At 45.4% G+C, this 14700-nt stretch carries 10 protein-coding genes and 3 pseudogenes; 7 read left to right on the top strand and 6 right to left on the bottom strand.

Going from position 1 to position 14700, the window contains the following annotated elements:
• Positions 1 to 17 precede the first annotated feature (17 nt).
• The 3 genes from JCM10512_RS05385 (at position 18) to JCM10512_RS05375 (ending at position 2678) form a co-directional block, all read left to right on the top strand.
• Complete coding sequence (locus JCM10512_RS05385) at positions 18 to 1238, top strand: glycoside hydrolase family 88 protein (RefSeq protein WP_044161161.1); 1221 nt, start codon at positions 18 to 20, stop codon at positions 1236 to 1238.
• A gap of 161 nt (positions 1239 to 1399) precedes the next feature.
• Positions 1400 to 2239, top strand: coding sequence for a sulfite exporter TauE/SafE family protein (locus JCM10512_RS05380; RefSeq protein WP_044161159.1), 840 nt, complete (start codon positions 1400 to 1402; stop codon positions 2237 to 2239).
• Between the two features lie 25 nt (positions 2240 to 2264).
• Positions 2265 to 2678: a DUF1634 domain-containing protein gene (locus tag JCM10512_RS05375; RefSeq protein ID WP_044161157.1), complete on the top strand. Its 414-nt coding sequence runs from the start codon at positions 2265 to 2267 to the stop codon at positions 2676 to 2678.
• A gap of 125 nt (positions 2679 to 2803) precedes the next feature.
• On the opposite strand, the gene JCM10512_RS05370 is transcribed toward JCM10512_RS05375, so the two are convergent.
• From JCM10512_RS05370 to JCM10512_RS05355, 4 genes and pseudogenes are all read right to left on the bottom strand, one after another.
• Positions 2804 to 3283 carry a copper resistance protein NlpE N-terminal domain-containing protein gene (locus tag JCM10512_RS05370; RefSeq protein ID WP_044161244.1) on the bottom strand — a complete coding sequence of 160 codons (480 nt, stop codon included), beginning with the start codon at positions 3281 to 3283 and terminating at the stop codon, positions 2804 to 2806.
• A gap of 50 nt (positions 3284 to 3333) precedes the next feature.
• Positions 3334 to 4626, bottom strand: coding sequence for a hemolysin family protein (locus tag JCM10512_RS05365; RefSeq protein ID WP_044161155.1), 1293 nt, complete (start codon positions 4624 to 4626; stop codon positions 3334 to 3336).
• Positions 4627 to 4808: 182 nt separating this feature from the next.
• Positions 4809 to 5597: a M48 family metallopeptidase gene (locus JCM10512_RS05360; protein ID WP_044161242.1), complete on the bottom strand. Its 789-nt coding sequence runs from the start codon at positions 5595 to 5597 to the stop codon at positions 4809 to 4811.
• A gap of 37 nt (positions 5598 to 5634) precedes the next feature.
• Positions 5635 to 8009 (bottom strand): annotated as a pseudogene (locus JCM10512_RS05355) (TonB-dependent receptor).
• Positions 8010 to 8107: 98 nt separating this feature from the next.
• Between JCM10512_RS05355 and JCM10512_RS05350 the strand changes: the two are divergent.
• Both JCM10512_RS05350 and JCM10512_RS05345 read left to right on the top strand, forming a co-directional pair.
• A pseudogene (locus JCM10512_RS05350) lies at positions 8108 to 8550 on the top strand (putative signal transducing protein).
• Between the two features lie 11 nt (positions 8551 to 8561).
• A pseudogene (locus tag JCM10512_RS05345) lies at positions 8562 to 9379 on the top strand (alpha/beta hydrolase).
• A gap of 1090 nt (positions 9380 to 10469) precedes the next feature.
• Here JCM10512_RS05345 and JCM10512_RS05335 read toward each other — a convergent pair.
• On the bottom strand, positions 10470 to 11336 hold the full coding sequence (locus JCM10512_RS05335; protein ID WP_044161152.1) for a DUF4595 domain-containing protein: 867 nt from the start codon (positions 11334 to 11336) through the stop codon (positions 10470 to 10472).
• Positions 11337 to 11338: 2 nt separating this feature from the next.
• Complete coding sequence (locus tag JCM10512_RS05330; protein WP_044161150.1) at positions 11339 to 12754, bottom strand: S41 family peptidase; 1416 nt, start codon at positions 12752 to 12754, stop codon at positions 11339 to 11341.
• Positions 12755 to 12917: 163 nt separating this feature from the next.
• On the opposite strand from JCM10512_RS05330, the gene JCM10512_RS05325 reads away from it, so the two are divergent.
• Together JCM10512_RS05325 and JCM10512_RS05320 are read left to right on the top strand one after the other, a co-directional pair.
• On the top strand, positions 12918 to 14204 hold the full coding sequence (locus tag JCM10512_RS05325) for an O-acetylhomoserine aminocarboxypropyltransferase/cysteine synthase family protein (protein WP_044161240.1): 1287 nt from the start codon (positions 12918 to 12920) through the stop codon (positions 14202 to 14204).
• Positions 14205 to 14307: 103 nt separating this feature from the next.
• Positions 14308 to 14688 carry a GNAT family N-acetyltransferase gene (locus JCM10512_RS05320; protein ID WP_052517106.1) on the top strand — a complete coding sequence of 127 codons (381 nt, stop codon included), beginning with the start codon at positions 14308 to 14310 and terminating at the stop codon, positions 14686 to 14688.
• The last annotated feature ends 12 nt before the right edge of the window (positions 14689 to 14700 follow it).

The raw sequence follows: 14700 nt of genomic DNA, 5'->3' as shown, positions 1-14700 counted from the left end.
AAGATATACGAATAAAAATGAAGAAGATTGTGGTAGGTATGGCTGTGATGCTGGGTTTATGTGCATGTACTCAACGCCCCTCCGGTATGCTGGATGTGAATAAAGCATTAGACTATTGTGCGGAGCAAACATTGCGCACGCTTACGGAGCTTAAAACCGATTCCGGGATTGATTATACAATGATGCCCCGTAATATAATGGCGGATGAAAATCACTGGAATTGTCGGAAAGCTACTAAGGAAGAATGGTGTGCCGGCTTCTGGCCTGGAGTGTTGTGGTACGACTATGAATATACGCAGGATAAGCACATTCTGGAAGAGGCTGAGAAGTTTACCCACTCGTTGGAGTTTCTTGCCAAGACACCGGCTTACGATCATGACTTAGGCTTTCTTATATTCTGTAGTTACGGAAACGGCTATCGGCTAACCCAAACACCGGCTTACAAACAAGTGATTCTCGATACTGCCGATTCCTTGGCTACCTTATTTAATCCGATAGTCGGCACAATGCTATCCTGGCCTCGGGAAGTAGGACCTCGCAATTGGCCACATAATACCATTATGGACAATATGATTAACTTGGAAATGCTCTTCTGGGCGTCCAAGAATGGAGGGAATCCGTATTTGTATGATATTGCGGTCTCGCATGCCGATAAGACAATGAAATGTCAGTTCCGCCCTGACTATACTTCCTATCATGTAGCCGTATACGATACCATTACCGGTAATCTGATTAAAGGAGTGACTCATCAGGGCTATGCGGATAGTACCATGTGGGCACGCGGACAGGCATGGGCAATTTATGGATATACGGTTGTTTATCGCGAAACGAAAGATACTAAATACCTGGATTTTGCACAGAAGGTGACCGATGTCTATCTGAATCGTCTTCCCGAAGATAAAGTTCCTTACTGGGATTTTGATGATCCTTCCATTCCCAATGCACCCCGTGATGCTTCGGCTGCTGCTGTTGTCGCATCCGCCCTTCTCGAACTGTCTACCTATCTACCCAACGGAAAGGGGAAACAATATAAAGATGCCGCTATTGAGATGCTGACCAGTATGAGTTCTAATGCGTACCAGAGTGGAAAGAGTAAACCGTCTTTCCTGTTGCATAGCACCGGGCATTGGCCGAACCATTCGGAAATAGACGCTTCCATTATCTATGCCGACTATTATTATATAGAAGCTCTGCTCCGATTGAAGCGTCTGCAAGAGGGTAAGAATGTACTCGGGTAAGTGACCCCGTACTTTATTTTCGCTGCTGTCACCGATCATAAACCGCCGAAAGAAGATAAAAAACTTACTAGAAGAGATATATAATGCAATAAAAGCTCCTAATAATTACTGTAAATAACAGAAAACCGTACCTTTGTCGACTAATAACAAAACGCAATTATATGTCAATAAGTGTATTTATCCTAATATTGTTTCTAGGAGCGATATTAGCGGGTTTTTTAGGAGCTCTGACCGGATTGGGCGGGGGAGTAGTTGTTATTCCCTTGTTGACTTTAGGTTTTGGTGTTGATATGAGGTATGCCATTGGAGCGGCTCTGGTAACATCGATAGCCAGTTCTTCGGGTGCGGCAGCGGCCTACATCAAAGAAGGGATAACGAATGTTCGCATTGGTATGTTTCTCGAGATCGCCACTACAACAGGTGCTGTTATGGGGGCAGTTATAGCGATTTGGCTTGATAAACAGTACATTGCTATTCTATTCGGGTGTGTACTCATCTTCTCTGCCATACGAACCATAACGAAGAAGGAAGATCATTCCGACCCCAACGCTCCTGAAGACAAACTTGCCGCTAAGCTAAAACTCAATAGTTCATATCCCACGAAAGATGGGGTTGTAGCATATAAAGTCCAAAACGTAGCAACAGGCTACTCCTTGATGACGCTAGCCGGAATCTTATCCGGATTACTGGGTATCGGCTCGGGTGCACTGAAAGTGTTAGCCATGGATACAGCGATGAAGATACCATTTAAGGTGTCGACCACAACCAGTAACTTTATGGTTGGAGTTACGGCTGCGGCCAGTGCTGTTATTTACCTACAGAGAGGATATATCGATCCGGGATTGTGCATGCCTATTGTAGTAGGCGTATTATTAGGCGCATTTATCGGATCTAAGATTTTGCCGAAAGCAAATGTAAAGCGGTTGCGCCAACTATTTAGTGTGGTTATATTTATTCTTGCCCTGTCTATGATGTACAACGGCATTACCGGGAAACTCTAATCTTAACTAAAAGTCAGAATTCAAGATGAAACATCTATTTTCACGAACATATTGGGAGCAACGGGATGTTGAACAATATATAGGTAAACTCCTTCGTTACGGAGTTATTTTATCAAGTCTAATCACAGTGTTTGGCGGGGTTATATATCTTTTGCAGCATCACTCCAAAACGGCCGACTATACACCTACGCCTTCGGGACAACCCTTTCCGGGAGTCGATCAGTATCTGAGAGAGTTGAACACGATTCTATCGGGTGTTCTGAGTTTCGACGGAGCGGCTATTATTCAGCTGGGAGTGCTTGTATTGATTGCTACTCCCATTATACGCGTTGCCTTCTCAGCTTTCTCGTTTCTTATCGAGAAAGACTATCTCTACGTGTGCATTACCTTGATTGTGTTGGCTATCATATTAGCCAATATGATACTGGGGCTGCATTAATCTTTCGGGTGGGATGCAACTCGGTTGACGTTCCACGTGATATAATGACCCACCGGGCCCAAACAAAGATGCTCTGCGAAATTAGATTTCACAGAGCATCTTTGTTTGGGTATAATTGTATCCAATTATTTCTTCACCTTAACCAAGTTGTAGTTCAAATTGGTTTGAGCTTCTTCTAGGTTTTCGTTTACTAAACGAAGAGTACTGTCATTCACAACTACAAAATAGACCGGTGTATCATCATGATCGGCACTTAGCTTGTAGCCGCGTTTCGTTTTTTGATTCACCACTTTGCTAATGCTTTCTTGTTTGCCTTTGAATGTGAAAGACTTATTCTTACCCGGACCTTCGGCATCTAAATAGGTCATCTCCAGGCTATAAATGGTATCGGTGCCATTGACAGCCGTATTGAGTGCCAATACATAATCGATACCCGGGCCATCGGCAGCGGGAAGTGTGCCTTGATATACTTCGGAAGTTTCTGAAAGAGGGCTGGCTACTTCTACGGCAAGACTATCCGAACCGGCTTCCGATCCTTTGTTTGCTTTTGATTGACAAGATGCCAGAGCAGCTACAACAGCTACCATCATAAATACTTTTTTCATTGTTAAGTTTGTTACGTTTATACTCATAAAAAGTGAGTTTATTCACTCACTTACTCTTCGTCATCATCTTGTTTGGTGACAAGTAATTTATCTACCCGGCCTCTATCCATATCGACTACCTCGAATTGCAGGTTCTTGTACGTAAAGATATCGCCTGCTTTCGGAACTCGTCCGATGAGAAACATAGTCAGTCCGCTTAGGGTTGTGAAGTCTTCCGAATCAAGATCATCATACGAAAAGATTCCCATCTCTTCCATGAAGTCACCGATGTTCATCGAAGCTTCCACTAACATTGAACCGTCTTTTCTACGGACAATTTCTTCCTCTTCCATTTCGTCCTCCTCAAGAATATCACCAAAGATACTTTCGGTCAGATCATGTAACGTGAGGATGCCTTCTATGCCACCATACTCGTTAACAACAATTCCAAACTTATTTTTGTTCTTTTTGAATAGCTCTAAAACTTTATTTGCGTATAAACTTTCCGGAATAAACAGAGGTGGACGCGCTATTTCCCGCAGATTGAATTCCTTGTCGCTGCCCACCATTAAGATGATATCTTTTACGGAAACCACTCCGACAACCTCATCTTTATGCTCATCTACGAGCAAGTATTTGCTGAAATGCTCGTTCTCGATGGTTTGTAATACCTCCTCTTTCGTGTTCTCCGGATGTAAGATGATCAGATCCCGGCGATAAGTCATCAGTTCGTTGGCACGTTTGTCGGAGAAACGGAATACATCGCGAAGCATTTCAGTTTCTCCCTTATTAATAACTCCCTGTTCGGAACTTTGGTGCAGAATCATTTTGATCTCCTCCTGAGTCATAGAGCGCTCTTCGCTTTTCAACCCGATCAGTCTGTTGAGCAGACGGGTGGAGACACTGAGCAACCATACAAAAGGATAGGAGATTTTGGTCAACATCATGATGAACGGACAGAAAAGAGTCGCATACCTTTCGGGGTTGCTAAGTGCTATGGATTTAGGAACCAGCTCACCGATAATAAGCGATAGGTAGGTGATTAGCGCTACGGTCGTTATCATGGCCAGGTTGCGGGCATACATTTCCGCACCCGGTATCATGGCAAATAGGGGAGTCACCTCATCGGCGATAGCAACACCACCGAAAGCACCCGAAATAATACCGATTAATGTAATGCCGATTTGGATTGTAGATAAGAACTTTTCCGGTTCTTCCAATTGTCTGAGTACGTTGCGAGCCGATTTGTTGCCTTTGCCGGCAGCAGTCTCGAGACGTGCTTTACTGGAAGAGACTAAGGCGATTTCGTACATGGCGAAAACGCCGTTGACTAAAAGGAGAAGAATGATTATTAAAAATTCCATAAATGGAGTTAAATGGTTAATGCTACGAATTTAGATGAAATGGCGGCCGGATGCAAATATCCGGCTGCATAAGCGTGAATATTTAATAATATTTGTCTGTTTTCCTATCCAACGAAAACCGGGAATTACGACGCTTATACAAACGCAATAACCCCCGGTTAGTAATTTAGCATAAAAATACTTTATTTCTTCGTGTAACTGTCAGCCTTGGCGGTTGCACGTTGAATGCGTTTCGCTGTGTCCGGATGTGAAGAAAACATTCTTTGCACATACGATGATTCAGCTGCTCCACTCGATAGTTCAGACAATTTAGTCAACGATTTAGCCATAGCGTGCGGGTCGATATTGTTCTTTACACAGAACTCAACGCCATAATCATCAGCAGCGTTTTCCTGCTTCTGAGAGTACTGTGCGCCCGCCAGCGCTTCCGCCATAGCTCCCAGTTCAGATTCCGTAAGCTTGGCTACTTTCTCGTTAGTCGCTCCGGCGGCATTCTTAACTGCCGAACGAAGATACGCATTCTTCATCGCGTCTTTGGAGTCCGTATTCACTACGTGTCCGATCTCGTGTCCGATTACGGCCATTACTTCGTCGTCGGTCATGATGTCCATTAGTCCGGCACAAATGCGTACGCTACCATCGCCACAGGCAAAGGCGTTCACGTCCACCACTTCATATACACCGAAATTCAGTTTCATCCCGTCTACTTCTTTAATGTTGCCGGTCAGCTTTTCTAGACGTTTTCCATACTCAGTCTCCGGTTTGGTCAGCGGATTATGTTCATCCATCCAGACCATGTACTCTCTACTCATCGCGGCAATATCAGCATCGGATAGTGTTATAGCCTGTACAGCATCTTTGCCGGCTTGCAAAGCTTTGCCCAAATTGATCTTTTTACCAAATTGTGCCGACGCATTAAAACTGTTCATAGCTAATAAAAGAAGAGCCATTACTGCAAATTGCTTTTTCATCATTGTTGTTTTTGTTGGTTTGTAATATAAAAAATAATTAATATTCAAAAGTGATTCCCAGTGTGGGAAGTAGCGTTCCGCTATCTTGTTTGATTGTTTTCATGTTGTACCGTCTTTCTGCCTGCGGAGCTTCCGGGTTGGCTATCACGCCTGTGCTCATGAGTACATCCGCCTGTTTAAGTTTGCTGGCTGTGATATTTTGCAGATCGATATAGAATCCCAGCATGCAATGTTTCAGATAGAAAGTCTTATCGATCCGGATATCAGCTTGGGCAAATGTCGAAAGCCGTTCCTCGTTGTATCTGCTATAATCATAATAAGGCTTTGCCTGCGCATCCCATGCGGTAACCAAGGACGACTTATCCACGTCATAAGGCGTATAAGGCGCGCCACCTATGCAACTGATCTTCATGCCCACGCTCCAGTTACGGGGGAGGTTATACGTTCCCCGAACGTTAAAAATAAAGCGGTTATCCCAGGCCGAATTGATATATTCACTCTCCTTATTCGTACGATACTCGCTCTTGAAGAGCGTTATGGAAGAAGCTAAATTCAGCTTTTGGGCAATCAGCCATTTAAACAAAAGCTCAACGCCGTACGAACGTCCCTGTGCGGTAGATGCCAGCGCTTCGTTGCCCACGACTCCGTATTCATTCCCTTTACACGTTAGCGGGATACCGTCGGCTATTGAAACCGGTACCTTATTATAATCTTTATAGAATCCTTCCACAGTCAATTCGAACATATTGTTTTTCTGCCAACTCAAACCGGCACTGAACTGGCTGACGCTCATATACGACAACTGCTTATTGATCAGGCGGTCGTGCGAATCCTTAAAACCCATGCCGGTGTACGGCGGGAGTTGATAATACAAGCCGGCACTTCCGCTGGCAGAAAGCTGCTCGGTGAGTCGATACGAAAGCGAGAGTCTGGGCGAAAGCTGGTCGGACAATTGCTTCATGGCAGCAGCGTGGTTGTTGGCATCCGCCCTCAATCCCAACGATGCGGTGAAACGTTCGTCCTGCGATGTATAGTTGATTGTGCCGAACAATCCCCAGTGGAGTATGCCCAGGTAGGTATGATAGTCGTAAGTTTGCCCGCTCCGAATGAAAACCCGTTGGAAAGTCGTATTGGTGTACTGCGTATAGTTCAGGTTGGCGCCTATGTTTATTTTCCAGTTCCGGAAAGAAGAGGTGTTCTCCAACCGTAACTTCGTGTCCTGCTCCACCGAACGCAGGCGAAGAATGAGATTCTCCGGTAAACTCTCGTCGTTGTTCAGAAACTTGGTGTTCCGGTTATTCAGATAATTATGCTTACTACGACCGTCTGTACGTGCGCGCCGGCATAGTGTCGGTAAACCGCTCCCAATGTGAACGTCTCCTGCTGTATCTTAGGAAGATAACTCAGGATGTATTGATTGTCTTCGTCGTCGGCTTTGGTGTTGAGCTTCATCTGATCAATTCCGCCCAGTCCCAAAACTGTTAGCTCGTTATACGCGTTCAGGCGGGTTTTGATTTTGAATTGCGCGTCCGTAAAGGTCGGCAAGAAAGGCAGCCCCAGCTGGTCAAACAGGAATTGCAGGTACGATTGGCGTACCGACACCAGATAGGATGTCTTCTCGCTTAGATGTCCGTTGGAAGAGAGCGAAACCTCCGAAGCACCCAAAGTAGCTTTCAGTGAGTTGCGGTCCATGTTGCCGTCCCGAAGTTTGAAGTCGATCACCGAACTCAACGCATTATTACTGTAACCGGGGAAAGCTCCCGAATAGAAGTTTACTTCGCGGATCAGGTCAGCATTGATGATGCCTACCGGTCCCCCCGACGCACCCTGCGTACTGAAATGATTGATATTGGGAATCTCTACGCCATCCAGATAAAAACGATTCTCCGACGGGCCACCACCGCGAACAATCAGGTCGTTGCGATAACCGATGGGTGAGAAGCCGACTCCCGGATAAGATTGTACGATGCGGGAAATATCGCGATTGGCCCCGGGACTCTTCTCTATTTCCTGTAGACCGATGATGCGCAGTCCAACCGGACTTTCTATATTTCGCCGGATAGGGGAAGAGGTAACGGTGACTCCTTCCAACTCGGTTAAGTTCTCTTCTATTTCGATTGAAACGTAGAGATCTTTCCCCGAAAGGATGTACTCCGGTGTAAGGTTCGTTTGATACCCGATGGCTGAGGCTTGCAGGCGATAAATGCCTGGTGGTACGCTTGTAATGGCAAACTGTCCGTTGGCGTCGGTTACGGCTCCTTTACTCAGTCCCATCACTTGTACATTGATGAATTCCAAAGGTTGCCGACTGTGTTTGTCAATAACAATACCCTTCAACGAATGCTGTGGTTGAGCTATAAGAACTGTCATAACACAACTTAGCATGATCAAAAAAGAGAACAGTCTACGCATACCCAATAGTTTAGTGGGACAAAGTTAAGCAAAAAAACTTTGTGTTTACATTTTTTTCCTTTATTTTTGCTTTACTAATCTAACTAATATCTTGTTAAATGAAGACAATTCGACTGATTACTTGTAGTAATGCGGCCCAGGCACACATCCTTCAAGGGGCATTGGCGAATGAGGGGATCGATTCCGTTTTGCATAATGAAAACTTTTCTTCACTATTGGTCGGCTTTGTCGATTACATTTCGGGCGTGGACATTTTAGTTGATGAAGAGGATTATGCGGAGGCTATCCGGGTGTTGAAACGTAATCAGGCTTGGCCCGACGAATTCAAGTTGTGCCCGTATTGCGGCTCCTCCAATATTAAGTTTGTTCTGAAGAAAAAGAATCGTATACGTGCTATCGGGGCTGCTGTCTTTGCTGCTTTAGCTCCATTCCTCCGGGAAAGAATCACTGGGAATACATCTGCCGGGAGTGCGACCGGGACTTTGAAATGCCTGTGTCCGAATTTCCTGTGCCTGAGAAAGATGAAGAATTATGTGATTAACTAATAATACAATGAAGAAGAAAAAGAATTTACTTGTTCTGGCCTTGCTGCTTTGGACAATTTCCGGTTATGCAGCTAAGGTCGATACATTGCTCGTGAAAAGCCCTGCAATGAATAAAAATGTAGAAGTCGTTGTCGTTGTGCCCGATGCGGGATTGGGCAAGAAAGCAACCGCTTGTCCGGTTATTTACCTGTTGCACGGGTATGGCGGTAATGCTAAAACATGGATTCAGTTGAAACGCAACTTGCCCCAGATAGCCGATGAAAAGGGGATTATCTTTGTTTGTCCGGATGGAAAGAATAGCTGGTACTGGGATAGTCCGAAAGATCCGGCGTACCGATACGAAACCTTTATCTCCTCGGAACTTGTGAACTATATCGACGGACATTATAAAACCGTAGCCGACCGCAAAGGGCGTGCCATCACAGGTTTGAGTATGGGTGGCCATGGAGCGATGTGGAATGCGCTTCGCCATAAAGACACCTTTGGAGGAGCAGGCAGCACAAGCGTGGAGTGGATATTCGCCCGTTCCCGCTGAACTGGGAAATGGCTAAGCAACTAGGGGAGTTCGCCTCTAACAAGAAGCAGTGGGATGAGTACACGGTGATTAATCAGCTTGATAAAATAGAGAATGGCGACTTGGCCATCATTGTTGATTGCGGTGAGAGCGACTTCTTCCTCAATGTAAATAAGGACTTGCACAACAGTCTGCTGGCAAGGAAGATCGGACACGACTTCATCACGCGTCCGGGTGGACATACCAGCGATTATTGGAATAATTCGATTGACTACCAGATCCTGTTCTTCGATAAATTCTTTCGGAAATAAAAGCGTGGCTAAATTCGCTTTGACTTACTACTTAAGCGAACCGATTGCTCGCTCCTACGAGTTGTTTTAAATAAAGCGCTGTCACTTGTCACAAAGTGATGCTTAACGGATTGATTCTAAGTAGTTAAGTTTGTGACAGCAGGCGGTGACAGCATTGTGACGGCAAATTTGCCGTCACAATGCCGGGCCGTCCTCCCAAACCGTAGTCGTTTTATAGGCAAACAAGCATCTTTGGGGATCAAGCGAAACGGATGTACGGACTTCCTTGGGCGTTCGCTCTGAATATTCCGGGAGTTCGGATGCAATCGGCCGCTCGGTCGGAGTAAGCTGAATGCTCGTTTAGGCTAATTTGTTTGCTTGTTGGAGATAACTTAAATACTTGCTTATAGAAACCTTAGTGCTTGCTTATGGTAATTCAGGTACCTGAATGTAACAGCCCGAGTACTGGCACTAGTTAGTTGAGTACTGGGGTATTAATAGCTGAAGGCTAGACTCTTAATACTTACCGGTCAGGCTATTGTCGGCCAACGTTTCCGTTTCCTACTTATATCATTCCCCTCTACAAGAAAGAAAAAATATTTCATCTCTCATGGTCTCATTGTTTGTTGATTAATAGGCAGTAAATCAGTGTGATACGCAATGAGAGATACTTCCCAAAAGTGCTATCTCTCATCATTTCCTCCTGTTTTTGCCCTTTTTTGAGCCTATCTCTCATCAATTTTGAGGGATCTCTCATTCACTTTGAACCGTATTCCGTCTGAAGTATGGCTTTGTTTTTCGAGAAGTGGTGGCGGTTGCCGTGACGCTCGCTCGGTTGCCGAGGTGCGAATGCTAGTTCCAGTTAATTGCGGAAGTCCGTTGATTGGCAAGGTTTCTCCCTTTGTTTTAGGAAAAACAACCGGTTGTCTCAGTTGTTTCATGCCGATGAGAAAAAAGTTTCATCTAGGTGAGAATTTATTCTCTTAGTGATGAGAAAAAAGTTTCCTGCTGGAGAAACAAAAGTTTCGGCCGAGGAAACAAAAGTTTCACTGGCATGAAACAGGCAAGTACAGTACTTCTTTTTGCGTGTTTGATAGGGAATCAAACCGAATTACTCGATGGTAATGGCGATATCCCGTTGGTTGGGATATATATCTTGCTCCTTACCTCCCGTATACGTCATACGTTTGCGGATGGTGGTTGGTTTCTTCTGAGCATTGAATTCGTATGTATAGGCAGTCGATTCGGAATACTTGCCAATTGTTTGCTCCGGGTATGACCGGGCTATTAAGTGCTGTGAAACTTTACCGAGCATACCGGCAAAGAGCGCTTCGTGATGGAAAGTGAGCGGATATGTGTCCAGAAGTTCCAGACAAGGAAAAGCGTATACATTCTTGTCCGTGCCTGCTTCGCAGATAGTCCGGAATTGATTAGTTGGGGTGGTTGGGGAGTCCCTGAAAGAAGAAGATGCGATAGAAGCAAGGCTGCCATTACTGTAAGCCAAGTCGAGCGTATGAAAAAGAGCGCCTTCTCCCGAACCGTATGCCGGAAGTAACTTCTCAGTAAGTTGCGTCAGATACCCGTTTGTGTAGGAAAAAGTATAGAGTCGGCGATCTTTATAAGCTTCGTAGAGGCATTCGGTAGCATAACCATCGGCATCAAGTGAGTAGTTGCGCTTGGTATCGACCTCGTCGGTCAGCGTCACCGAGTTGTGATCGTCAGCGTATGCGAAAGAGACACGAGTGCTTTCTACAGGTTCGGTACCCGGTGCTATAAATTGTTGGCTGACGGTACGACTCATCATCCGTCCGCCGACATACCGATACTCTTCGCTCCTTTTAATATTATAGCTAGATGCTCCGTTGCATACTTCCGTCAACAGAATCCGGTTGAACGAACGGGGTGTCTCGTTATCGTCAGAGTCGGAACAGCCCGCTAGGCATACAGAAAATAGTAGAATTGCAGCGATTTTCCTCATGCTTATTTGATTTGCAGGCCTTTGGCGAAGCGCAGGCTAGCCGGACTTTTCACGCTTTTCTCTATTTTTAGTGGGGCAGTTACACCGTTTGTTTTGGACGTTTTTGAGGTAACAACTGTTCCCGTTTCCATATACTCAATCGCTTTGCTTAACAACGTTTCCTTGGGATCGCCAAACGGAAGGAAGTTCGCGTAATCGGTCGAAGCATTGCTTACCGCGAAGGTTGGTTGGAAAGAGCCGTATGTTTTGTTCTCTGCATCGACTATGGTACATACCACTGGGTTGACTGCCCATCCGAAATCTTCATGAACGAATCGTTCCGTAGCCACATTTTGCCCCTTGGTGGAATTACCTATACCAACCACTTTCCCTATTTTGCCATTGACTCCGAATATCATCATCTCCGGTGCACCGGCTGTCTGGCTGCTAAATAAAACGACGAGCGTTGTCAAATCCAGATTCTTGCCGGAACCCAGCAACGATTGGTCGAAAGTTATAGCCTTGTCTTTAGCCGTGTTCTTATCGTTGTATTTCAGGTTCACCATCGGTTGGTCGAGAAAAGAAGGAGGTACCATAAGTGTGCCCAGTAGTTGCGCACAGTCCATGCTTCCGCCGGCGTTGTAGCGCAAGTCCAGAATGAGCCGGTTAATATTCTTCTGGCTGAGTTCGACGGAGATCGCACGTAGCATATCGTTATACTTTTCCGGTTCGTGGTTTGTCCCGGCGGTGAAGCTGTTGTACATTAGATAACCCACTTCGCTTCCGTCTTTGAGCGACAGCGTTTTATACGTATGGATAGGTGTATCTTCTACAATAGCGGCTACGCCCAGATCCAATGTATCTTTAGTGGGCAACACTTTGTATTCGTATACCGGTTCTGTCGGTTCCTCTTCTCCGGGGTCGGGTTCGATTTCGATTTGCGTCCATTTACCCATCACCAATCGGCGCATGTCAACTCCTTGCAACCATTTTGCTTCATACTTCTTACTAATAAAGGAAGTATCTACTTTCATGATCCAGTTACCTCGTTTCAGTCCGGCGACATCTGCGGGAGAGTTGGGGATGACGTACGTAATAAGTGCGTTATAGGCTGTATCGTTATCCGGATTGCGCACCAGCGAATAGTCGAAACCATAGACCGGCAATGGAATTGGCCGAATGGAGTCTACAGAAGAGTAATTGTCGGTGCTGATCTTCGCTTTGGCTAAGAATTCGGCTGGTCTCAAAAAAAGATTTAAATCTTCTTGCGAAGCCATTTGGTTGTACCATAAGTAATTTTCCTGCATGACATCGTATATCCAACTATCTAAAGCGATACGCGGTGCATACTCCGGCCAACGGTCTTGACCGCAGGATACGAAGCTGCATATTACTATAACCGTAGCAACCGGTAAAAGGATTATCTTTCTTAAATTCATCGTCTTTATAAGCTTTTCAGTTCGCAAATGTAGGAAATTCTTCGTGATTTACCACGATTATGGTACAAAAATGACTTCAATATGTGATTGGTAATACGCTGATCTTCCCTTATCTTTGCATCATCGAAGTTTTCAATCGGTATTAACTAAATATAGAATGCAAATGGAACCAAAGAAATTACACTTTGAAACACTACAACTACATGTAGGTCAAGAGACTCCCGACCCCGCAACTGATGCGCGCGCCGTTCCTATTTATCAAACCACTTCGTATGTGTTCCGCAACTCGGCGCATGCTGCTGCTCGCTTCGGGCTTCAGGATCCGGGTAACATTTACGGACGGTTGACCAACTCGACACAAGATGTGTTCGAAAAGCGCGTTGCTGCCCTCGAAGGAGGAGTTGCCGGACTGGCTGTCGCTTCCGGTGCTGCCGCGGTTACCTATGCTTTCGAAAACATTACCCGTGCCGGCGACCACATTGTGTCTGCCAAAACAATCTACGGGGGAACATACAATTTGTTGGCACATACGTTGCCTACCTATGGAGTAACTACAACTTTTGTCGATCCGACTGATTTGCAGAACTTTGAACGAGCCATTCAGGATAACACCAAAGCCTTGTTCATTGAAACGTTCGGCAACCCGAACTGCAACCTGATTGATATTGATGCTGTGGCTGAAATAGCTCACCGGCACAAAATCCCTTTGCTTATCGACAATACATTCGGTACTCCATACCTCATTCGCCCCATCGAGCATGGTGCTGATATAGTGATTCATTCGGCTACTAAGTTTATCGGTGGACATGGTTCCTCACTCGGTGGCGTTATAGTAGACTCCGGTAAGTTCGACTGGGTGGCCTCCGGCAAATTCCCGCAACTCACCGAACCGGACCCAAGTTATCACGGCGTTCGTTTTGTCGATGCGGCAGGCCCGGCAGCTTATGCGGTACGTATCCGTGCGGTATTGTTGCGCGATACGGGTGCGGCTATCAGCCCGTTCAATGCTTTCATCCTTTTGCAAGGATTGGAAACACTCTCTTTGCGTGTTGAACGTCACGTAGAGAATGCGTTGAAAGTGGTCGACTACTTGAAAAAACATCCTAAAGTAGATCTGGTCAATCATCCGGCTTTACCTTCGCATCCCGATCATGCACTGTATCAGAAGTATTTCCCTAACGGGGGAGGCTCTATCTTTACATTTGAAATTAAAGGGGGACAGGCAGAAGCGCATAAACTGATTGACAGCTTGGAGATCTTCTCGTTGTTGGCTAACGTGGCGGATGTGAAATCGCTGGTGATTCACCCGGCTACCACCACCCACTCGCAGTTGAGCGAAAAGGAACTGTTGGAACAAGGTATTAAGCAAAGTACAATCCGCTTGTCGGTTGGTACGGAGCATATTGATGATATTATTGCAGATTTGGATCAGGCCTTGGCTAAAATTTAATAGCATGACGCTATGAACGAGTTGAGAATAGAACTGTATCAACCCGTTTACCTAAGAGATTTTTGTTCGTCTTAATTTAGAATGGATACAGACTTTCTTCCATTTGGAGAGTTCTGATCGTGTCGTACTTAACGACCCCGAGCGATACATTCTGAAGCAAGGCGGACAAATCTTCTTTGCTGTAAACGGACAGGGGAAACCGGTGGGGTGCTGCGCGCTTATCAAGCATGCTCCCGAAGGTTATTATGAACTGGCTAAAATGGCAGTGTCTCCCCAATATCAGGGAAGAGGAATCGGAACTCTTCTGGGCGAAGCATTATTAGCGTATGCGCGTGAACATGAAGTCCGGAAAATTGTTTTGGAAGGGAATACGCGTCTGGCTTCGTCTATTGCACTCTACCGTAAATTGGGTTTTCAGGAAGTGCCGAACCTGAATGCTGCTTATGAACGTTGTAACATTAAAATGGAATTAAATATTGTATAGATAGATTCAGGT

The organism is Bacteroides reticulotermitis JCM 10512, from assembly GCF_000517545.1.
GTDB classification, from domain to species: Bacteria; Bacteroidota; Bacteroidia; order Bacteroidales; family Bacteroidaceae; genus Bacteroides; species Bacteroides reticulotermitis.
Note: the sequence above shows the minus strand (reverse complement) of the source record. Positions and strands in the feature narration are given on the sequence as shown.